This is a genomic window from Actinoplanes sp. NPDC000266 (assembly GCF_042899005.1).
Lineage (GTDB): Bacteria > Actinomycetota > Actinomycetes > Mycobacteriales > Micromonosporaceae > Actinoplanes.
In genome coordinates this window covers 627772-647917 of sequence record NZ_JBIAZI010000004.1, presented here as the reverse complement: position 1 = coordinate 647917, position 20146 = coordinate 627772, and the positions used below count along the sequence as shown (strand labels likewise).

Annotated in this window: 20 protein-coding genes, 1 tRNA gene and 3 pseudogenes; 10 read left to right on the top strand and 14 right to left on the bottom strand. The window is 66.0% G+C overall.

Translation table 11 applies throughout. The annotated features are described in order from the left end of the window. Positions 1 to 7: 7 nt before the first annotated feature. Positions 8 to 874: a helix-turn-helix transcriptional regulator gene (locus tag ACFY36_RS19490; RefSeq protein ID WP_499747369.1), complete on the bottom strand. Its 867-nt coding sequence runs from the start codon at positions 872 to 874 to the stop codon at positions 8 to 10. A 204-nt stretch (positions 875 to 1078) separates the two neighbouring features. After that, positions 1079 to 1510, bottom strand: a complete 432-nt coding sequence (locus ACFY36_RS19485) for an SsgA family sporulation/cell division regulator (protein ID WP_020514863.1) — start codon at positions 1508 to 1510, stop codon at positions 1079 to 1081. Between the two features lie 276 nt (positions 1511 to 1786). Here ACFY36_RS19485 and ACFY36_RS19480 point away from each other — a divergent pair, with 276 nt between their 5' ends. Both ACFY36_RS19480 and ACFY36_RS19475 read left to right on the top strand, forming a co-directional pair. After that, a complete protein-coding gene (locus ACFY36_RS19480) occupies positions 1787 to 2188 on the top strand; it encodes a TIGR02611 family protein (RefSeq protein ID WP_499747368.1) in 402 nt (133 codons plus the stop codon). 50 nt (positions 2189 to 2238) lie between these two features. Further along, a tRNA-Val gene (locus ACFY36_RS19475) sits at positions 2239 to 2310 on the top strand. A gap of 270 nt (positions 2311 to 2580) precedes the next feature. Here ACFY36_RS19475 and ACFY36_RS19470 read toward each other — a convergent pair. Further along, a complete protein-coding gene (locus ACFY36_RS19470; RefSeq protein ID WP_499747367.1) occupies positions 2581 to 2778 on the bottom strand; it encodes a hypothetical protein in 198 nt (65 codons plus the stop codon). A 323-nt stretch (positions 2779 to 3101) separates the two neighbouring features. On the opposite strand from ACFY36_RS19470, the gene ACFY36_RS19465 reads away from it, so the two are divergent. Continuing rightward, positions 3102 to 3287, top strand: coding sequence for a hypothetical protein (locus ACFY36_RS19465; RefSeq protein WP_499747366.1), 186 nt, complete (start codon positions 3102 to 3104; stop codon positions 3285 to 3287). A 3-nt stretch (positions 3288 to 3290) separates the two neighbouring features. On the opposite strand, the pseudogene ACFY36_RS19460 reads toward ACFY36_RS19465, so the two are convergent. The 3 genes and pseudogenes from ACFY36_RS19460 to ACFY36_RS19450 form a co-directional block, all read right to left on the bottom strand. Next, positions 3291 to 3470, bottom strand: a pseudogene (locus tag ACFY36_RS19460) (N-terminal phage integrase SAM-like domain-containing protein); the annotation flags it as partial. Between the two features lie 12 nt (positions 3471 to 3482). After that, positions 3483 to 3671 carry a hypothetical protein gene (locus ACFY36_RS19455; RefSeq protein WP_499747365.1) on the bottom strand — a complete coding sequence of 63 codons (189 nt, stop codon included), beginning with the start codon at positions 3669 to 3671 and terminating at the stop codon, positions 3483 to 3485. Between the two features lie 374 nt (positions 3672 to 4045). Beyond that, positions 4046 to 4342, bottom strand: coding sequence for a transposase (locus ACFY36_RS19450; protein WP_499747364.1), 297 nt, complete (start codon positions 4340 to 4342; stop codon positions 4046 to 4048). 478 nt (positions 4343 to 4820) lie between these two features. On the opposite strand from ACFY36_RS19450, the gene ACFY36_RS19445 reads away from it, so the two are divergent. Beyond that, entirely contained in the window at positions 4821 to 5402 is a 582-nt protein-coding gene (locus ACFY36_RS19445) for a hypothetical protein (RefSeq protein WP_499747363.1), read from the top strand. Here the strand turns inward: ACFY36_RS19445 and ACFY36_RS19440 are convergent. Together ACFY36_RS19440 and ACFY36_RS19435 are read right to left on the bottom strand one after the other, a co-directional pair. Continuing rightward, on the bottom strand, positions 5393 to 5932 hold the full coding sequence (locus ACFY36_RS19440; RefSeq protein ID WP_499747570.1) for a site-specific integrase: 540 nt from the start codon (positions 5930 to 5932) through the stop codon (positions 5393 to 5395). The genes ACFY36_RS19445 and ACFY36_RS19440 overlap by 10 nt on opposite strands. A gap of 130 nt (positions 5933 to 6062) precedes the next feature. Beyond that, positions 6063 to 6224 (bottom strand): annotated as a pseudogene (locus tag ACFY36_RS19435) (tyrosine-type recombinase/integrase); the annotation flags it as partial. A gap of 398 nt (positions 6225 to 6622) precedes the next feature. Between ACFY36_RS19435 and ACFY36_RS19430 the strand changes: the two are divergent. Further along, positions 6623 to 7906, top strand: a complete 1284-nt coding sequence (locus ACFY36_RS19430; protein ID WP_499747362.1) for a protein NO VEIN domain-containing protein — start codon at positions 6623 to 6625, stop codon at positions 7904 to 7906. A gap of 9 nt (positions 7907 to 7915) precedes the next feature. On the opposite strand, the gene ACFY36_RS19425 is transcribed toward ACFY36_RS19430, so the two are convergent. Beyond that, positions 7916 to 8863: a hypothetical protein gene (locus ACFY36_RS19425; RefSeq protein ID WP_499747361.1), complete on the bottom strand. Its 948-nt coding sequence runs from the start codon at positions 8861 to 8863 to the stop codon at positions 7916 to 7918. Between the two features lie 166 nt (positions 8864 to 9029). On the opposite strand from ACFY36_RS19425, the gene ACFY36_RS19420 reads away from it, so the two are divergent. The 3 genes and pseudogenes from ACFY36_RS19420 to ACFY36_RS19410 form a co-directional block, all read left to right on the top strand. Beyond that, the gene (locus ACFY36_RS19420; protein WP_499747360.1) at positions 9030 to 9332 is read left to right on the top strand and encodes a hypothetical protein; all 303 of its coding nucleotides are present in this window, start codon (positions 9030 to 9032) and stop codon (positions 9330 to 9332) included. Between the two features lie 3 nt (positions 9333 to 9335). Continuing rightward, the gene (locus tag ACFY36_RS19415) at positions 9336 to 9761 is read left to right on the top strand and encodes a hypothetical protein (protein WP_499747359.1); all 426 of its coding nucleotides are present in this window, start codon (positions 9336 to 9338) and stop codon (positions 9759 to 9761) included. Beyond that, a pseudogene (locus tag ACFY36_RS19410) lies at positions 9762 to 10355 on the top strand (hypothetical protein); the annotation flags it as partial. It lies immediately after the preceding gene. Positions 10356 to 10382: 27 nt separating this feature from the next. Here the strand turns inward: ACFY36_RS19410 and ACFY36_RS19405 are convergent. Together ACFY36_RS19405 and ACFY36_RS19400 are read right to left on the bottom strand one after the other, a co-directional pair. Further along, positions 10383 to 11447 (bottom strand): hypothetical protein, encoded by a 1065-nt coding sequence (locus tag ACFY36_RS19405; RefSeq protein WP_499747358.1) that lies wholly within the window; start codon positions 11445 to 11447, stop codon positions 10383 to 10385. Positions 11448 to 11460: 13 nt separating this feature from the next. Continuing rightward, the gene (locus ACFY36_RS19400; RefSeq protein ID WP_499747357.1) at positions 11461 to 14574 is read right to left on the bottom strand and encodes a hypothetical protein; all 3114 of its coding nucleotides are present in this window, start codon (positions 14572 to 14574) and stop codon (positions 11461 to 11463) included. A 158-nt stretch (positions 14575 to 14732) separates the two neighbouring features. Here ACFY36_RS19400 and ACFY36_RS19395 point away from each other — a divergent pair, with 158 nt between their 5' ends. Both ACFY36_RS19395 and ACFY36_RS19390 read left to right on the top strand, forming a co-directional pair. Beyond that, positions 14733 to 15716 carry an AbiTii domain-containing protein gene (locus ACFY36_RS19395; protein ID WP_499747356.1) on the top strand — a complete coding sequence of 328 codons (984 nt, stop codon included), beginning with the start codon at positions 14733 to 14735 and terminating at the stop codon, positions 15714 to 15716. Between the two features lies 1 nt (position 15717). Further along, positions 15718 to 16296 (top strand): hypothetical protein, encoded by a 579-nt coding sequence (locus ACFY36_RS19390; protein ID WP_499747355.1) that lies wholly within the window; start codon positions 15718 to 15720, stop codon positions 16294 to 16296. 149 nt (positions 16297 to 16445) lie between these two features. On the opposite strand, the gene ACFY36_RS19385 is transcribed toward ACFY36_RS19390, so the two are convergent. The 3 genes from ACFY36_RS19385 to ACFY36_RS19375 form a co-directional block, all read right to left on the bottom strand. Further along, a complete protein-coding gene (locus ACFY36_RS19385; protein WP_499747354.1) occupies positions 16446 to 16592 on the bottom strand; it encodes a hypothetical protein in 147 nt (48 codons plus the stop codon). A 247-nt stretch (positions 16593 to 16839) separates the two neighbouring features. After that, positions 16840 to 18525 carry a hypothetical protein gene (locus ACFY36_RS19380; RefSeq protein ID WP_499747353.1) on the bottom strand — a complete coding sequence of 562 codons (1686 nt, stop codon included), beginning with the start codon at positions 18523 to 18525 and terminating at the stop codon, positions 16840 to 16842. Positions 18526 to 19299: 774 nt separating this feature from the next. Continuing rightward, positions 19300 to 19815 (bottom strand): transposase, encoded by a 516-nt coding sequence (locus ACFY36_RS19375; protein ID WP_499747352.1) that lies wholly within the window; start codon positions 19813 to 19815, stop codon positions 19300 to 19302. Between the last annotated feature and the right edge of the window lie 331 nt (positions 19816 to 20146).

The window sequence follows — 20146 nt, the reverse complement described above, 5'->3', positions numbered from 1 at the left end:
ATGGGGATTACCCTCGGTCAGGTGGCCGTCGCTGTGCGGGTATGGCCTGCCGGGGTCCGTGCGCGGCGTCCGCGCGGAACTGTCCCGGGCTCATTCCGACCTCTCGATGGAAGAAGCGGCCGAAGTTCGTCGGCTCGGCGAACCCCAGGTGACGCCCCACCTCGGCCACGGAGAGCGAGGTGCACGCGAGCAGCCGGCGGGCCTCCAGGGACACCCGGTCGTCGACGACCTGCTTGGCGGTCCGGCCCGTCATGGAGAGGCAGGCCCGGGTCAGCGTACGCACGGAGCAGTTCAGTTCCTCGGCGTAGTCCTCGACCCGCCGGCTGTGCGGGTGGCCGGCCTCGAGCATCGACCGGAAGTGCGTGTACGTGCGGCTCTCCGGCCCGGCCGTGTCGGCCCCGCCGAGCAGGGCGATCCGCAGCAGCAGCACCCGGAGCTGCTGGCGCAGCAACTCGCCGGCCAGCGGTCCCTCACGATGCCGGTCGCAGTCGACCGCGAGTTGCGCGAACTCGCTGATCACGGCGTCCTCGTCCTCGCCGCGCAGCTGCCACCGCCCGATCGGCGGCTCCTGTTCGCCGGCCAGATGCGGCTCGAAGGTGACGGCCGAGGCGGTCAGGCCGTTGCGTCCCACCCGCAAGGCCTGGCCCGGCCGGATCCAGAGCAGCGTGCCCGGACGGCAGGAATGTGCGAAGAAGTCGACCTCCACCGCTCCGTGGCCGGCGGTCGCCAGCAGCAGCACGTGGAAGGGCAGCACCTGGAACCCAGGCTGGTCGGGCGCCCGCGAGCCGATGGCGTCGAGCGCGCAGGTGCCGACGCCCGCCCATCCGGGCGGGCGGAAACTGGTCGCGGCGTCGCGCGAGGCTGCAAGGGACATCGCGCCGACGGTAACCGGCGATGACCAGCAACGCATCCCTGGTCCGGCCGGTGTTTTCCGTGGTCGGGGAGTTATTCGCCCGCAGGCACGGAAATGTCCGTTTCTTGACCCGGATTCCGCTATTTGTCCGGTTGTTGATTTTGCGCCGTAAAAGAGCGACCCGCGCGGACCGGCAGAGTCCGCGCGGGTCGCTTCTTTGTATTTCTATCGACCGGCCAGCAGCCGGTTGACCGCCGCGTCGACGTCCAGGTGTTCCGATTCCCGGCCGCGCGGCACCACCACATAGGTGCGCCGGAGGAATCGGACAAGGACGCTGCGAGGCACTTCGAACAGCGCATTGCCGTCAGGCGACGACAGCGCCAGGGCGACGAAATCCCCCCGGGGCGTGGCCCACGGCCACACCCGGACGTCGCCGATGCCCGCGGGCTCATCGAGCCCGGTCACGAGCAGTTCCCGCGCAAAGGACCAGCTCACGGCTTCCCCACCGGCTGATTCTGCGTGGAACAACACGTGGACCGCATACGGGTCGGCTGGGTCGTAACGCAGACTGGCGCGCACGGGCAGTGCCGTGGCGTCAGGCGCTACGAGCCGCAGCGAGGTCTCGACCTCGACGGTCGTTGGACGAATGGTACTCATGGACGAACTCCCCCCGGCACCGCTGCGAGGCTGGTGAACCCCGCGTTTCCCATACTCAGGTGATCCCTGTCGTTACGCTCCGCCATACGCTGATCTCACCCAGTAGTGGGAAGACGGTTCCGAAAACCCTTTGGTACAAGACGAAAAGCGATATCTTGTCCTGTTCTGCCCAAGTACTCGGTTCCGCCCGGCGTCGGGTGGTCCAGCAGTTGACTTACTCCGGTAACGTCCATTCCTCCCGGGTAGTGACGGGGACCCGGAACACTGGGGGATGAAATGACTGCGAAACCTGACGAAGATCAGTCCCCACTCGGTGTGCTGGACAAGATCCGCGCGAACCCGACGGGCAGACTGGCCCTCAAGATCTCGGTAGCCACACTCGGCGCCATCGTCGTCGCCGTGGGCATCGTGCTGATCCCGTTCCCCGGCCCTGGCTGGGCGATCGTGATCCTCGGCCTGGCCATCTGGGCCATCGAGTTCGCATGGGCCAAGAAGCTGCTCGAGTTCACCAAGAGACACGTACAGAGCTGGACCCACTGGATAGCCCGCCAGTCCTGGCCCGTGAAAATCGTGGTCGGCCTGATCAGCTGCGTCTTCGTGTGCGCGATCGTCTACATCTCGGTCCGCCTGAGCCTGGGTATCGACCTCATCAAGGAAGCCCAGGACCTGCTGACCTGACCCTGGCTCGCGGGAAGCCAACCCCGTCTAGTACAGTCACATCTCGTTGAGGGCGATTAGCTCAGCGGGAGAGCGCTCCGTTCACACCGGAGAGGTCACTGGTTCGATCCCAGTATCGCCCACATATTTCCGCAGGTCAGGCGGGTGCCCGTCGGCCAAAACGTAGATGGCTCCCGAAGTTCGGGAGCTTTTCTGCTCCTAGGGTAAGGAGCATTGCTCCCGCTCTGCGTTACACCGAGCGTCCGGAGCTGGTCCCCTGATCGTGTTTGCTTGGTACTTCCTCGCCGCCCCTAGGGTCGCTGAGCTGCGGCGGGAGGGTCGCCACTCCCATTCGCCGGTCGGCCGGCGGAGCGACCCTGGCGGTGGCCTCGTGCGCTTGTGGCCCGGAGAGGTCACCAGTAGCCGCCGTTGTCGAGCCACCGTGTTTGCAGGCCTTGGAGTAGGCGGGTGGTCATGGTGGCTGTGACGTGGGCGTAGACGCCGCGGATGCCGAGGATGGCGTGGCCGAGGCGTTGGACCTGGCCTACTTCGGGAGTGTTGTCTTCGTCCAGCCAGGTGCGGTGGGTATGCCGCAGATCGTGGAAATGCATCCCGGGAAGGATGGGCGGCCAGCCTCGTCGCGGTGCGCCGTCGCAGGCGGGACGCCAGTGGCGGTTGTTGAAGTCAGTGCGCCACAGCCACCGGCCTGCGGGCGAGCAGAAGACGATGTCGTACGGATGAGTGCGCAGGAGTCGTTCGAGACCGTCGATCAGGAACGGTGGTAGAGCGATGTCGCGAACCTGCAGCGGGTGTTTTGGGTGGGCCGAGTAGCTGGTGGCCGGCTGCTTCGTGCAGCGCTCCGACAGTCGCGGAAACGTGGATTGTCGCGTTATCGAGGTGCAGATTGGGTCGGGCGAGGGCGAACAGTTCGCTGATGCGCATGCCGGTGCAGGCCGCGGTGATCACCAAGGTGCGGGTGGTCGGGTTGGGCATGCGGGCGGCGATCTGCCAGAGCTGGGTGGCGGTGGCGAAAGGGCCGCGGCTCGCGGGGTCGGTTGCGCAGGCGGAGCCGGGCGGTGGGGTCGAAGTAGATCAGATGGTCGGCGATGGCTTCGCGTAGTAGTTGGCCGAGCAGGGTGATGGTGTGGCGCACGCTGCTGTCGGACAGATGGGTGGACAGGTCGCGGGCGAAGGCTTTGACGTCTTGGCGGGTGATGGTGTCGATTCTCTGGTCGCCGAAGGCGGGCAGGATGTGGTTGCGGAGCAGGCTTTGGTAGCGGGCCGTGGTCGACTCGGCGGCCAGATGCGCGGGCAGTCACGTGGTGACCCAGTCGTCGAGCCGGGGCGCCGGCGCCGGCGGGTAGAGCTGCCGCATCGCTCGGCTGGCGTGATCCAGTTGGGCGGCCCGTGTGACAGCGTCGTCCCGGCCGGCGTGGGTGCTGTCGGTGATGATGTGACCGGACCGGCGGTACCGGACCCGGTAGCGGCCTCCGCGATCTTCCACCCATGCCATGACGCCCTCAGGTCAGTGTCTCGTCACCGGGGTGGTCGCAGGTGAGTGTGGGCGACACTGACTTCGGCCATGTGGAGTTTCACTGTCAGCGAACTGCGAAGCGCATAACGGGTTGGCTGATCGATCGGCCAGCAGCGCGGCGAATTGGCGGCGTGGCCGGCCGGGTCGACCAGCGATCGGCGGGTAGCAGTCGAGCAGGTGGAGAACCCGTTTGATGTCGGGCGCGTTCCTGCTGCTGGTAAGGCTGTAAATCGGGAGTGTCGTTGCCGTCGCAGATCAGGTCATGCTTGGAGCCGAGTTTGCCAAGGTTGCCGGGCGACGGATCTGCCCTGGAACCCTTTTCGCGTCTATGAGTCCACCGTCCATCACCAGTCGATCCGGTTCGCCGCGTTCAGGCTGGAAGCACTATCTGGTGCGCTTGATCGAACAACGCCGGCCTCGGTCCAGTGCAGTGACCTGCGCCGATAGGTCATCTCGGAGCCGAAGCCAAGTTCTTGCGGCAGGCCTTCCCAGCCGATCCCGGTGTGCAATACGAACCGGATGCCCTGCAAGCAGAGCCGGTCGGGGAAACGGCCGTGGTCCTGACGCCTTCGTCGGCAAGGGTAGAGGCACCGGGAGACCGGGAAGGGCGGCGGCCATTGCCGATGCTGTGATTTGCGCACCGGTGCTTGGCGCCAAGGGCGAGATCTGGTCGAGCAAGCGTCGCGTCAGTGTGGCGTCGATCTCGAAGTCAGCGTTGATGCGTACCTCTGCGGCGGTCGCCAGGTCCACGACGTCGTCGCTGGTGAAAGGCATGAGAGCTCCGAAGGTGCTTAACCGTCGTGCGAACTCCCCGCATTGATCATCTGCGACTCCGCCGGATAACGTGCTCGTTCACCATGATCTTGCACGACTCCTGACCTGCCGGGATTTCATGATCTCGCGTTCAAGTGTCCAAGACCTAGGGGCAAGGTTCGCTCAAAGTGCAATTGATCTTGGCGCGAGACCCGCCTCCGAGGGCTCCGCGCCCGCTCCCAGTGCCGTTCGACCTCGCCGCTTTCGCCCGAGTCGCACCAAGCAACACATTCGCGTTGCTGAGATCATCTCAGTAGGCTGCGTGGCCTAGGTCTACCACCGTGCTAGCGAACGGACTCACACGCGATGACGTTGGGATCTCTGGCCGAGATTATATCGGCGGTTGGTGCGATAGCAGCTGTAATCGCCGCCAGTTTCGCAGCGCGCGCCGCGCTGAAGACAAATCGTCAACATAGTTCAGAGATCGAGTTAATTCGCCATGAAGGCGTGCGTTCCGAGGAAAGGGAGCAGCGATCACAAGCTGACCAGATTGCTTGTTGGGCCACCATCGATCGCGACTCGAATATGCCAACAGTGTGTTGGATCAACCATAGTGGACTACCTGTCTATGACTTGACCTTCTGGGTTGTAATGCCGCCCTTCGAGACCGTTACGGTCCGCTACAGTATCGGGCCACCCCGTCATGAGGAGCGCAATCTGCGCAGGGTTGAGGAGAAAGTGCGGACAGTTGGAAGCGCCGATAATTCCACTGTTCCATGGACTAGGATTCTGGACACAGGCAAATTCCGGTCTGCCGTGTCGTTTCGTGATATTTTTGGAACGTGGTGGCTCCGAGGATTCGACGGCGTCTTGCTTCGCTGCGCATGCGCAGATGAAGCCGACGAAAAGGCTGCTGCGATGGCGCATGACATCGCTGGTCAGCGATAGACGAGCCGACGGCGTTTCGTGCCAAGCAGGTGCAGCAATGTTCGAATAGCGCACACTGGACGTCTGACACCTTTCAAGATCTGTTCGGCTACTGACCTCACGCGGTCCTCAGCGACAATCTGTCGATGAGCAGGGATGGTGACGGCTACGTCGGAGGGCAAGGTATGCCTCGCGCGCCTGACGACTACGGCCTCACTATCGAGGAAATGGAATCGGTGAAGGTTGCTGGCGCCGCAAATAGGGCAACTGCCTGTGCAGAAGGCGGTGTCGTACGGGTGGGTGCGCAGGAGTTGCTCGAGGCCGTCGATGAGGAACGGTGGCCGGGCGATGTCGCGGACCGCGGCGGGGGTTTTGGGTGGGCCGAGTAGTTGGTGGCCGGCTACTTCGTGCAGCGCGCCCACGGTTGCGGAGACGTGGATGGCCCCGATGTCGAGGTGCAGGTTGTCTCGAGTGAGGGCGAAGAGCTTGCTGATGCGCATGCCGGTGTAGGCGGCGGTGATCACCAGCGTGTGGGTGGTGGGGTTGGGCATGCGGGCGGCGATCTGCCAGACCTGGGTCGCGGTGGCGAAAGGGGCGCGGCTCGCGGGGAAGTTTGCGGAGGCGCAGCCGGGCGGTGGGGTCGAAGTAGATGAGGTGGTCGGCAACGGCTTCGCGGAGTAGTTGGCCGAGCAAGGTGACGGTGTGGCGCACGCTGCTGTCGGACAGATGGGTCGACAGGTCGCGGGCGAAGGCTTTGACGTCTTGGCGGGTGATGGTGTCGATGCGCCGCTGGCCGAAGGCGGGCAGGATGTGAGTGCGCAGCAGGCTCTGGTAGCGGGCCATCGTCGACTCGGCGGCCAGGTGCGCGGGCAGCCATACCGAAACCCACTCGTCGAGCTGGGGCGCCGGCGCACCTGGGTAGAGCTGCCGTATTTCCCGGGTGGTGTGGTTCAGCTGGGCGGCCCGTGCAAGAGCCCCATCGGGCCGATGTGGGTGCTGTCGGTGATGATGTGACCGGCCCGGCGGTAGCGGACCCGGTAGTGGCCTGCGCGATCTTCTACCCACGCCATGACGCCCTCCGGTCAACGAGTTCGTGCCTCATCACCGGGGGTGGTCGCAGGTGAGTGTGCGCGGCCTTGATGCAGGGCGTGCTTGCTTTCGCGGCCAGCGAAATTACGGCTCCAGAACGGGCTGGCCGATCGGTTGTAGCGGTAGTCGGTGTGGGGCGGCAGGATGCGCGGATGGCCGTGAACTTTCAGCTGTCTCGTGCCCGTGAGCTTCCTGCCGGTGACCCGCTGGGGCGTTCCTGGGTGGGCTGGCGGGAGACGTCGACCGACGACGAGTTGTGGGAACTCAACCGGGGCCGGTGGGCTCTTGCCGACAGGGTCGACCGGGAGCGGTTCGCGACCCTGTCGTTCGACGGTCGGGTCCAAGTCGTAGCGGAGATCAGCGGCCGGAATCGCTGCGATGATGGCGACAAGATCAGGTGGAGGTTGTCGGGAACCGTGCTGCGTCCCGGCGACCCGGTGTATGACGCGCTCAAGGGAAGACCTGTTCCGCGGCATCGGAACCCGGTCGGCTACTTCGACACCTCGGATCTTGATGCGATGCCCGCGGCTGAGCGGGCGGGATTCGAGCGGCGGGTGCCGGCGACGATGGTGGTGACCTGGAATCCGGAGAAGTGGAATCCCGGCGGCACGTGGGCTGACCAGACGTACCCGCAGGACGTTCAGGCTGTCGCCGCCGGTGGCCTGTTGCGCGGTCAGTGGGCCACTGGCGGCAGGACGAGTGGGATTGAGCCGGGCGACCGGGTCTTCTTCCTACGACAGGGTAAGGAACCGCGCGGAGTGATCGGCAGCGGCACCACGGCGAGCCGAATCTTTAGCGACGAGCACTGGGACGACGACCGGGCCGATCAGAACGCTAACTATGTGCTGATCGACTGGGACACGCTCCTGCTGCCCGAGGACGGCCTACCCCACGAGGTGCTGGCCGAACACATTCCCGAAGGAGGCCGTTGGCGGCCGCAGGCCAGCGGCTGGATCCTGCCGCCAGATGTTGCCGCGAAGCTCGAGGTCCTTTGGGCCGAGCATCTCGGCCGGACCGCGCCGCCATCGCGCACTACGCCGCGGCAAGGCTGGCAGATGGATCCGGTACGCCGCAAGAAGGTCGAAGACGCCGCACAGAAGATGCTCGAGGAACACTTCCGCAAAGCCGGCTGGACGGTGGAGGACGTCCGCTACGGCAATCCTTACGACGCTGTTGCCATCAAGGATGGTCGAACGATCTGGCTGGAGGCCAAGGGCACTGAGACCACCGGCGCCTCCGTCATCGTCACCCGCAACGAAGTGGAATGGGCGCGGACGCACCCAGGTGACTGCAAGCTCGGGATTCTCTCTGACGTCACCTTCCTGCCGAACGGCGAGGTCGACACGACCGGCGCGACCTTCCATGTACTCGACTTCAGTCCCGGCGAGGGATCACTGACACCTCGTGCCTATGACTTCACGCCGGCCGCTGGGTGAGCAGTTCGGTTAGACGGTCGGCCAGGTGAAGAACCCTACGATGGCGAGGGTGCCGAGAACGGCGAGAGTCACTCCGGCGTACGTGGCGAAGGTGCTGTTGTAACGAACGCGGTAGAACTCGCCGATCGTGGCGACGCGGGCCGCCGCGTCGCGCAGCTCCTTGAGTCGAGCCGCACGGGCTTCCTGTGTGGAGCGGATCTTGTTGATCTCGGCTTCCTCGGTCGTCTTGACGACGGCGTGGGCGAGCGCGATCAGAGTGATCTCCTCAATGATCATTGACTGGCGGAGGCTGACCAGACATTTGACGCCGCATGGCAGGTAGAGGTCCTGTTGGCTCTCGACAGTGTCCTTCCAACGGCGCAGCGGCAGCGACTGATGCGAGTTCCACCGGCCGCTGGCTTGATCTGAGGTTTGCACGTCGTTGTAGGAGACAGACTGCGGCCGCATCACCCGCAGCACCAACAGCACCAACAGCAGCGTGCCCATCAGCACGACGACGCCGAAGACGCCCATCATCACCGCCATCCACGTGGGTGGATTCTCGCGCATGCCGGCGAGAGGCGATGCTCCTACCACTGCGGCGAGGCCGGCCCCGATGACAGCGGCCATCCACTTGGCAGAGTCACGCAGCCGGTCGTCGGCGGCACTCCAATAGTCGTGAACACCCTGCAGTGGCGTATCGGATGCTGCGTCTCGCACCATCTCCGGTGACCAAGTTGGCCAGATCGTGAGTTCCGGGCACCAGTCGCGCTGGTTCGGTACCCACGGCGAACCGTTCATCGAAATCTCGCGCCGGATCGTGCCGGATTCGCCTGGCGGGACTACCACTTTCCAGTCGGCGTCTTGACCGCTGCCAATGCCGTCGGACGTGCGTAATCGATGTGGCGTTGGCGCCCAGGTCGCGGTCGTGGTGCCTACGGCGGTACTGGCAGTGGACATGTGGTCCTCCAGCGGCATCGTGACGACCGAAGACTACGGGCGACGTTCGACAAGCCCGCCGCGGATGTCGTCTCGCCGACTGACGGATTCTGGCCCGCTCGATCGTGTTGCCTCCGGCTGGCTGGCGCGGGTGTATTCACCTTGCGCCGTCTGACTTAATAAGGGTGGCCGCTAACCTGGGCGGATGTTTTGGGCAGCGCCTGAAGTCGATGTGGTCACTGACGGGTTCGATTGGTGGAACGCGATATTCGGTGCCGGAGGCACCGTCGCCGCCTTCGTGGCGATCGTGCTTGCGCGGAGAGCGCAGAAGACCGCGGACTACGCCGTGACTGAGGAACGCCGGCGGGCATTCGAACTCGAGATCCTGCGTGAGTTGATGAAGGATCTTGACGAGACCAGCATTGCCCCTGACGCGTTTCGGGAGCCCAGAAAGCTGAAGCGGTATCGACTGCGTCTTGAACTGCTCTCGACGCCACTGGAGTTCTGAGGCTTGGTTCCTGAACTCGTCGGCAATGAGGCGATAGCGGTGGCGCTCGGGGTTGGCGAGGATTTTCGGGCGCTGGCCGAAGCAGTCGAAGCGGCGGGTTCTGATGTGGACAAGTTGCGTAAATGCAGGGACGCCGTTGCTGTACACCTGAGCTACTCCGGCACCGTCGAGGCCGGGGTTTACAAGCTGCGCGTTGAGGAGACGCCAGAGTTGATCGACCTGGATGCCCAACTGGGTGAAGCTCAAGCCAGGTATTCAGCCGCCACTCGTGAGTTGGCCGAGTTCACGCAGAGGCTGTCCAGGCGATTCGGCGAGCGCCTGGCTCACGACGTGCGTCAAGCCATCTGGTCGCGCGTCGAAGCTCGGCCGGTTCCAGAGCTCACGCGGTGGCGCCGAGTCTGGCTATGGATCAAGAACTCCCCGACCTAGCTCGCCGACGTCGGCGCGGACGGCGACCGACGACAACGGCCGGCACAGCCTGCTGATCCGCCGCAACAGCACCACCGGTGCACTGGCCTTCTACCGATGCTGGGCACTCGGCCTGGCGACCCTCGCCCAACTCGTCCGCGTCGCCGGAGTCCGTTGGATCGTGGAAGAAAGCTTTCAGGCCGGGAAGGGCCAGGTCGGGCTTGACCAGCACCAAGTCCGCCGCTGGACGTCCTGGCACCGATTCACCACCCTCGCCCTGGCCGCCCTGGCCGCCCTGGCCGCCCTGGCCGCCCTGGCCGCCCTGGCCGCCCTGGCCGCCCTGGCCGCCCTGGCCGCCCTGGCCGCCCTCGCGATCTGCGCCGCCGACGCCCGATCAGTAGACGCCCCGCTCAACCCGACCTGATCGATCTGACCGTCAATGAGATCCGCCGGCTGATCGACGTCCTGCTGATCCGCCCGATGCGCACCATCGCCTATCGTTTGCGCTGGTCACGTTGGCGACGACGCCACCAGGCACGAGCCAGAAGAGCCCACTACGCCCGCCGCCTCCCCTTGAAATTCAACCATGATCACAAATGGCGGCTGCCGTACTAGAGTCTTCGAATGCTCCGCCCGCGCCACTCAGCCGTTGAAGGTGTTGTGCTGGATGTTGTGGTTGCCGATCTGCAGGCCCCGGACATTTTCCGGCCGGACGTCGCGTGCGGCCGGCTTCGATGATCGGCCGGCTCGCCGGTCCAGCAGGGCGTAGAGGACTTCGGCCGAGGCGCGGGCCGCGAACCGCTTGTAGCGGTCATCCTTGGCCGGGTCGGCGTGGTCCATGACGCCCTTGACCACCAGCCAGTCCAGTACACCCTGGGTCTCGGCCACGGTGGCAATGGTCGCGGCCTCCATGTCCAGGCCGGTGACGGTGCGTACGCCCATCGCCGACAGCCGCGCCCAGGCTTCGCCATCCTTAGCTACGTAGCTCCCACTGGCCATCGGCGCCACCGCCACCGCGAACGGCAGCTTCGAGGGCCCGTACACATCGTCGTAGCGGGCTCGCTCGATGAACGTGCGGCCCTCCTCGGTCAGCACCCACTGCACCCCGGGCCGGACGATGTGGCCCCGGGCCTCGATCGCCTCTGGCCGTTGTGGCCAGGTGCCCGGTGGGAAGTAGCGTTCGAACGCCGGGTGCTTCACCGGGTCCTGATCGAGCAGCAGCCGCTCCAGCAGCCAGAGGGCGGATTCCTCCTCGGTTGCGGGGCCGTAGCTGGGCAGCTCGCTCGGAGGATTTAGCTCCTGCGCGGCGCGGATCCATTTCTGGTCGAGTTGGTACTGCCGGTGGTCGCCGACGAAGCCGTCCCCGGTCTGCTTGCCCTCGTCGTACTCGTACGTCATTTCAGCCACCACCACATCGCCCAGCGCGACCTGGCCCGGATTGCCCGCGCACACGCCGGGCATGGCCAGGCAGCCCGGACGCAGCCGGTCGACTAACGCCGTAGCTGCCACACCGGTCGGGCGACCGCTCATCCGGACCGGCCGGGCGAGCGCCACCGACAACCGCCGGCCGTTGGAACATCGGAACTCGCCCCGGAGATAGGGATGCGGGTCGTTCTCGTCGCAGAGCGTCCAGTCCTCGATGCCGACCTTGGCAGCATCGTGCTCCAGCGGGATCGCCGCGACGATCAGAACGTCGATCGGGTCCATGTCATCTCCATCGTCACCACTCGACTCCACGCCGCCAGACCTCGGCATCGTGGTCCTGCTCCCGGCTCTCCCGCTCGTATCTGTCGGCCAGCTGCCGGAGGATCCGCTGCGATCGAGGCCACCCCTCGGCCTGACGCTCGAACTCCTGATAACGCTCGACCAGCGTCCGTTCCTGAGCGCCGCCGTCCCGGAGGCCACGCATCGTCACCCCGCGCCGGTTGTAGAGGCTGCCCCAGAGAGCACTCTCCATCGTGTCGCTGTCCGCGTCTTCCAACACCTCGCGCACGGCCAGCGGTGGCACCGAGCCGTCCTTGTCCGGCTCGGCGAAGGCGAAGACGGCGCCGATCTTCCCGTCGGCGAGGCGTAGTCGGCCGGAGGCGGACAACCGTCGTCTCGCCTCCTCGACCCAGACCGCGAGGGCCTCGGCGTTGATGGTCCCGTCGTCGCCAGTGCCCGGGCAGCGGCGCCAGGAGCGCAGGACCTGGGAGACGGCGCGGATCCGGGCGACCTGATCCGGGTCGTCGACGGTCTCGTCGGAGCCCTCGGCGCGGAAAGCCGTCTCGACGAGTTCGGCGAAGAAGGCCGGGTCCTCGGCGAGGCGAGCGTGGATCGTCGGCGTACGGGCGTCGTAGCGCAGGAGCGGGACGAGTTTCAGCTCAATCTCGGTTACCCGATGCGCCCCAAGCGCGTCCCGGTGACGTTCGAGCAGGTCGACAACGATCTGCAGGGTATATCCGGAAAACCGGCGGTCCTCCTCGGCCGACCGGACGAATCCCTCGCAGGCGGTGGCCGCCTCGACGGCGACCTCAGGCGTGTCAACCTGTTCGGCGTACATCGCGATCAGATCCAGGGCCGCCGAGAACCGGCCCACGCTGATCAAGCCGGCCGCCGCCTTCGCGACACCGGCGAACTCCCGGCCGAGGCCGTTGACCCCGAACTCGCGCCAGTAGACGGCGGCCGCCTCGGGGCCGGGATCGGTGTTCTCCGGATCGCGCCGCGCCAGCAGCAGCCTCGCCCGCGCAGTCGGATCCGAGGTGCGGTCGAGGTAGTCCGCGCCGCCACGGATCCGCAGCGCGAAGTACTCGAACGCGATGTCCGGCCGGCTCGCTGGGCGGTCCTCGGACAGCCAGGTCAGCAGCACGTCGTCGTGCTCGATGGACGCCGTTAGGGCCAGGGCTGTCCCGATCAGGTCGCCGTTCCCGGTCCGGTCGGCCAGGGCCACCAGCACGTCGAGACCGCCGGAGGCCAGGATCCGCGCCACCGCCTCGGCCCGCAGCCGGGACAGCTCGGTGAAGTACTCCGCGCTGGACCCTCTCCTCGTGACGCCCTCCGGCTGCGGCCACCGGTCGCCGAACAGCCAGAACGTCTGGTCGGCCGGTTCCGACGGCGCGAGCGCGTCGGCGGCCTGCCGGAACGGCGCGAGCTGGTCGGCCGCCAGAGCCCACGGCGCGTCGCCGACGTCGGTGTGCAGCGCGATCAGTTCGCGGAGCGCCTCGGACAGACGCCGCCGCATGTCCTGGTCGTCGATCGACCCGTCCAGGGACGTCAGCCGTTCCACGAAGCCGGAGCGGTGGTCGTCGGGCAGGTTGTCGGACAGTGGGATGAGGGCGAGGAAGCGCTCGGGGTCGTTGTCAAGGTCGTCCAGGGCCAGGCTGGTGACGTCTCGGAAGGCGGCGTACGTCTCGGCCGGCGGCGGTGCCCCCGGTATCGGCCAGTCCCGCAGGAGCGGCGTCGGGTGGACCGTGCCGACGGTTCCGTGCCGGGCCGACCGGAGCAGGTCGAGCAGCAGCGTCCGGGCGACCTCGGGCTCGTCGCGGAGCAACCGCTTCAGGGCGCGCAGCCGGACCGGCCGGGGTGCGTTGGTCTGTGGCCACGTGACCTCGAAGATCTCGGCGAGCGAAGCACCAGGACGGTCCGGCTGATCGCTGCCCGGATCGGCCGCGGCCATCCGGGCAAGAGCCTCGACCGCACCGCCGAAATGCTCGGTCGGCCACGCGAGGAGCTCCAGGGCCGCCCGGGAGGAGGGGCGGCCGGCCCGCACGGCGTCGAGGAACGCGGTGGGGGATGCCTCGGCCAGATACGTCAGCACGTCCGCGAGGGAGACGTTCGCCTGGCTCATAACTTCGCGCACCACCCGCTGCACGAGGCCGGACGGACCACTGCGGACTGCGAGGACGACCAGCGACTCCGCGATGCCGCGCCGAATCGCCACCGATCCACCGTGCGTGGTGAGGACGCGGACCGCGAGACCGGCGAATGCCGCCCGGTCCTTCTCGGTGAGGCTGGGCGCAAGCAGGACGATGGTGTCCTCGGGCGCCTGCACGTACCACCGCTGACCCAGATGCCCGAGCATCGCCGTGTCCGGGTCCGCGGCCGCCTGAGCAAAGAATTCGGCCATCTCGGCGTTATCCAACCCGGTGAACTCACTGACGATCGCCCGATCGCCGTCGTGATTGCCGTGCCAACCGCCCAGCAGCGCCAGCCGCCGGAGGCGGACATCGGCCGACCGGCCCCAGGGCGGAAGCTCGAGGGAGCGGTGTTTGGCGAGGGCCCGCCACAGCTGGCCCAGCCCACGCCGGGCCAGGACGCCGAGGGACCGGGCCCGGTCCGGCTCGATCGAGGCGGACAGGTGCCTCTCGACCTCCTGCTCGTCGAGCGCGGGCACCTTCACGGCCGGGTTCGGCACTAGCTTGCCGTAGACCAGGATGGTGTGCGGGCGCCGGAGCGGGATCTCGTTCAGGGGCAGGCTGGTCGGCACGGCCAGGATCCGCGGCTCCTGCGCCGCCAGGTGGGCGCGGAGGGCCGCCTGATCACCGATCAGCAGCGTGCGGTCGCCCAGGGGCGTGCCGTTCAGGGCCGCCGCGATGAAGGCCTTCAGCTCCAGCGTCCCCAGCTCGCCCCCGACCTCGACGACGGCCGGGCCGGCATCGAGCGCGGCGCGCAGAGCGGCGGCCTGCTCCTGGCGCCCGGCCAGCACGATTTCCGCACTGAGGGGAGGGTCGGTGAACGGCAACCACGTGTCGTCCCACCACTCCGTCAACGGCACGCCGGGCGTCGGGAGCCCGTAGTAGTGGTTGTGCTGAGTATTGCCGTCGCCGACCTGTACGCCGGAGCTGTTGCTGATCATCGCATCCGATTATCCCAGGCGCGGGTTGGCGTGGCGGCGGAACTCCCCCGAGGTGAGGACCGGGGATGAAGGCCGTCATCTACTCCTCGGGTGGCCGGCATCCACGCCGCAGCCGCCGTTAGGCCCGGCGCTGGGCTCGCAGCGGCGGTGGTGGCAGGATGCCCACCATGTCGCGTACGCGGGAAAGCCTTCTGGCGCAGATCCAGGCTGGTGTGCTCGACGATGGTGTGCCGCTGGCCTCCCTCCTGCAGAAGTGCATCATCCTTGGTGGACAGGCAGATTCCGAGAAGATGCGCGACTGGGCCCGGCAGGAGCTCAACGGATACGAGGCGGAGCCCGTCCCGTCATACCGACGCGTATACACCGGCCTGTCCGCGAGACTCACCAACCTCGCTGGCTACAACGGGGTGACTCAGCGCATCAGCCCTTCCGCCATCCCCGCGCAAGTCCGTGAGTTCCTCCAGGAGAGGGAGATCGATCCGGAAATCGCGATCCTCGGCGGAGGCATCGGCGAGCTGGAGGCAATGGCCAGCCAGGACAAATCCGAGTATCTGCTCATGCCGTCCTGGGCGGACCCTATCGCGGGCGTTTTAAGTAGGTACAGCGTGGAACAAGGTTCCACTCGGGTGGAGGCTGTCTTCTGGCCGCTATCGGACGTGGCGCTTCGCGGGCTGCTAGTGAAGGTCCGTACTGCCTTGGCCGAGCTCGTCGCGGAGCTGATCGCGTTGACGCCGGAAGCGCAGGACGTCCCGGACAAGGCAGCGGCGGACCAGGCCGTGCACTTGGTGGTCACCGGGCACCGGCCGACGATCCATGTCACCTCCCAGCACGCACCCGGCGGGACGAACATCGTTGCGGCCGAGGGCAGCCCGGTGACGATGTCCTCCGGCCCGGGGACCGCGATCGGCAGCCAAACCGCGAGCGGCGACGGCTCCAGCGTCCTCGGCAGCCAGGCCGCGAGCGGCTGGCACAACACTCTCGCCGGCCGCGACGGCGCCGCTGCGGACGCCTCGACCAGACTAGGCTGGTGGGCTCGGCTTCGCCGGCGGGGATGGGTCGTCGCGGTCGCCCAAATCGTCGGCGCAGTCGTGGGAGTCGCAGCTCTCGCTCTCGCCCTGGGCTGGACGCCCTGGTGGCGCTGACGTGCCGTCGATCAATTGGGACACCGTGTCGACTGCTGGCGCGACGGCCCTGGTCGTGACCTTGGCGATCGAGTACGTAGCGAAGCCGCGGCTGGAGGCCCGCAAGGAAGCGATCCTGGATGCGCTGCGGTCTCGCCGTGAGGTGCAGGCGCTGGTGCTGCGGATGACGGTAGCGGCGCAGAGGTACGCGGAGGACATGCCGGACGGCGTCGCTCCTCAACTGCGCACGAGGTGGGCCACGGAACGCAACCGGCAGTACACCGTGCTGGAGGAGCTGGTGCTGAAGCTGTCCGATGAGGTGCCTCGGTATGCGGGGACATTCCGGCAGCCGCTGAGGGATCTCTTGATCGCGGTCGGGTACAACGCGTTGGGAATCATGCTGTCGCTGCGGCCGAAGACCCGGAAGGCGCAGATGCTCGTCGAACTGGGGGTCGCGGCCTCGGCGGTACTCGATCTCCCTGCTCCGTGGAAGGTCTGGCGGGCCTTGGCGTGGCAGCGGTCTGCGGAGGAGGTGCGGCGATTGGTGGCGCAGGCCCAGGATGATCGCGTCCTCGATGCCGAGGGCAAGCAGGGCGGTTAACGCGCCGGTCGACGGGCGGCCCGGCCCGGAGGGGGACGAGGTGTCCCTGCCGGCCGGGCTGCTGGAACGCTTGCAGCGCGGTGAGTACGTCGAGCCGGAGGAGGCCGTGGCGATGATCAACGCTCATGTCAACGCTAACGGCGGCTCCGTTAAGCGCGTCGAGCCGCCTTCGCGTTGAGGGCGCCGACGGCGGAAGCGTCGACATTCTTCGGGCTTCCCTGATAGATGACCGCCCATGCGGTGTGCAGCCCGATCATTAGCGCGCTCATCACGCGTCCGCAGTTGTCGATCTCCATGTCCGGTACTGTGACGGGTCTGCGCACGTCAGATCACTCGTTCGTGCGACTACGAGGGCCGTCGTAAATCAGCGGGTCAACCAGGACCGACCAGCTCCCATAGATCCACATTTCGCCGCCGCGTGGCGACCCCGACTACACGGACCGACGCGTCGAGATCCAAGCACGGACGCCCCGCCTTCTGGCGGGACGTCCCGATGCTCGCGCCAGCGAGACACACTCATTTGCCGATGTGAGTGTGACGGTATCAATTCCGGCCATGCTCGCCCCGCACCACGCCGAAGCCAACGGCTACGCAGGATAAAGAGCCCATCGAATGGGTATTTGGCGTTAGGAGCTTTAGGCTACGGGCGGACGACCGGCATCCCGCTACGCAATTACCGTACTCGACTATACATTTGCGAGCAAGGGGGCAACCGGAGCCAATGCAGGAAATACAGGAATCTCGCTCGGCTTTGCAGATACTCTGGCAGGTATTTTCGGCAATTACGGTTATGGACTTGGACACAGTTCGGGCGTTGAAAGGATCGGTAACGCTCACGGTCCAGGTTTGGATGGTATTTGGGCCTCCCGCTCGCGCGTCGAACTGTATTGATGTGGCATCGCCTGGTTGCCATTGGACCGACATTGGCGGATTGCCGCCGGAGGGAACGGCGACAAGACGGTATGTGCTGTTGGCGGGGACCCTGGTTGGTCCATCGACGAAGACGCCGCGAAGGGCGCCGGCATCGGGACCGTCCCACTCGAATCGTGCAAATACGCCGCAATGATCACTTACAAGTAGGTCAGCTGGCTCGTGGCGGCAAATGACGCCCGCCGGTAGATCCGGAAGGACGGCAAGCTTTACCACGCGTGCTCGGTACTGCGCGGGGAAGTTCTCTGCATTTCCGATTCCTATGACCTCGACATCATTTCGTGGTGGTGGATGGGCCGTGACAAAAGCGGGGAAGTCCTTCTCTATGCTGAGTTTATTGAGGTCGCCAACCAGCAATGGAGGATAATAAAGTGACGAGTTGGAGTACGGACGCTCGACCTTTTCGATCAGGCGGTTGATAGCAAGCCCATCAAGGTCTTCATGTTCCAAACCGGGATGCGCGTTAAACACATCGATCGACCTCGCTGGGTTGGTGGCCAGTGCGAGGCGAACGAAGGTAGCTTTGACCGTGCCAGCGCGAAGTACCGCCCAGGCTGGCCCAGAAGGCGTGGGACGGCCGCATTTGTCTGTCTGGCTAGGTCCATCAAGGAGCGTCTTAAGAGGCATCAGGTTCGTTTGTCGGTTGCAAAGCGGCAGACTACGACGCAAATGCGGTACGCCGTCTAAGCCATCGATGTCGTTGTGTGGCCGCCCGTCACCGGTCCGGGCGGTGAGATTGACGAGGCGCCCCGGGTGGTACAGGACTGCTTGAGAGCGGTATGTAATACAAGTGCCGGCGAAGCTAAAGGATGTCTCGTTGCCGGTGAGGTAGGCGACGCGATAGGTAACGCCGGTTCCATCCCGGAGCGCCCTGAGCAGGATGTCGATCTGGTCATAGTCTCCCGCCTGGACTCCAAAACCACGGCCACAATTTGCAAATCCAGCTGGCCAAAGCCACCCGTGGACTTCCTGAAGGGCGATGATGTCAGGGGCAGTGCCGTTCCGGTTGGACCATGCCGCGATACGCTGCGCGCGGGTTTCCCACGGGACGCCCCGCTTGGTCTCAATTCCACCGACGTTGAGAGTGAGGACTCCAAGCTTGCCGTCGGCCGCATCGAAAGCGGGAATGCGAGGCTGCGGAGGTGTGGAGGGCGCCGCCGGTGACGTGGATACGGCATTACTTGGGCCGTTGACCGGTCGGGCCTGGGGCTGGATGGCGAGCGCACCCGCAATAAACGCGAGTGCAGAGGCCGCCAGAATCCGGCGGGGCGCCACGTGCAGTTTGATTCGGCGGGTCATGGTCGGTCTTCAGCGGAGGTTGGACACCGTTCCGGCCGGGTTGACGACCGCGCGGTTGCACCGTCGCCTTGCGTGCCGGAAGCTTGAAGCAACGAACGCTGGTACGGCAGGCGAGCGCGCCCAGTCGCACTAACATGGCGTCTGGTTGGTCGTACGTCCACGTACATACTATGACCAAACGCATCCATAAACGACAGGGCATCGCAGCTCGAAGAATTCGATCCAGACGGTACTCGTCGCAAAAGCTACGAGTCGCCGTAATAGCCATGCGTCGCCGGAACGTGGATCACATTGCAGTGGGGTTGACCATCAAGATCGGGTGCACTCTCTTGCCGCAGTCCGGGCGCGTGGGGACGTCGCTCGCTGGTCAGGTCGGTCGAAGCCGCCTACGTCGCCTGGCAAGTCGTTGCCGGAGGTCTTCATATGCCTGCTGGGGACTATCTCCGCCGCCGACTTCCTCGACTCGCTCCGCGAAGAAGCCGGCGCAGGTGGCATCATCGGCGTTCCAGTCGGGTGACAGCTCTTCCGGCCAGCAGGCGAACGCGACCCACGCGCCAGGCTCATAAAGCCCGTTGTAACGCGCCTTGAGAATCGTCACTCGCTGCGGGTCAGCATCCACCCGTTCGACGATGCCAGAACCTACGCACGGGGCCTTCCCAAATGCACTGATCGGCCGCAGATAACGCGCGGTCCGCTGCGCAGCGGACCGCCAAGCGGACTCGCGGCTACGTTCAGTGATTACTGTTGAGGGCAGTCAGGTCGCAGAGGGGCCGGTCATCGCGGCTTGACGTAGCCGAATCCGTCCGCTGACGAGGGTTGGCGTGTCGGCGTAGGCGGGCGATCAGCACGACTCGTTGGCGCAGGAGTGGCACTTTCGCACGGTCGGCCATGAGCCGTTTCTGGAGTTCGACGTCTGTGATGCGGCCCCTCGTTGACGCCGGAGCTGTAGGGCGAGGTGATGGCCTGCATGACTGCCGGGAGGTCCTCGCGGATGACTTTGGCAAGGCTGGGCAGTCCGGGTAGGCGGCTGGTCTCGAGCTGGTTGAGCCAGTCCGGGAGTCCTCCGGGGTCGCCAGTGTCGAACATAGCGGCGAAGGCGCGGACCAGGTTGTGGGCGCGGTCGAGTTCGGGGCAGTGCGTGAGCAGCCGCTGCAGGCGTTCGGCGGTGTCGAGGGTCCGGAGGGCCGGGCTGGTGGTGATCCAGCGAGCGACCTCGCGGGGTGACGGGGGACGCTGGCGCGGCTGGTTGATCGGCAGGCCGCGGCGTAGCGGTGCGACGGCCAGCTTCACCCGCTGGTAGTGGCCGAGGTAGCGACTCCTACAGGGTGATTCCGCGGTAGTGCAAGGCGTCGATTTGTCGGATCGCCTCACGCGAAGTCCATCAAATCGTTACGTGCCTGCTGGCGTTCGCGGCCTTCGCGCCGCGGCGGATTAACGCCGCGGAGACGGCCGCTTCACGCGCCCCTTCATCGTCCGGCGTTTGGGCGACCGCCAGGACCTGAGGGTGCTTCTTGCGGCCCGTTATGCCAAGGCTGCGGATGTGTTGATGATCACTGACTTGGCTCTTGCCGAGCCAATGGGCTATCTGTGCTACGCATCCGGATGTGTAGTCACTGTGCGC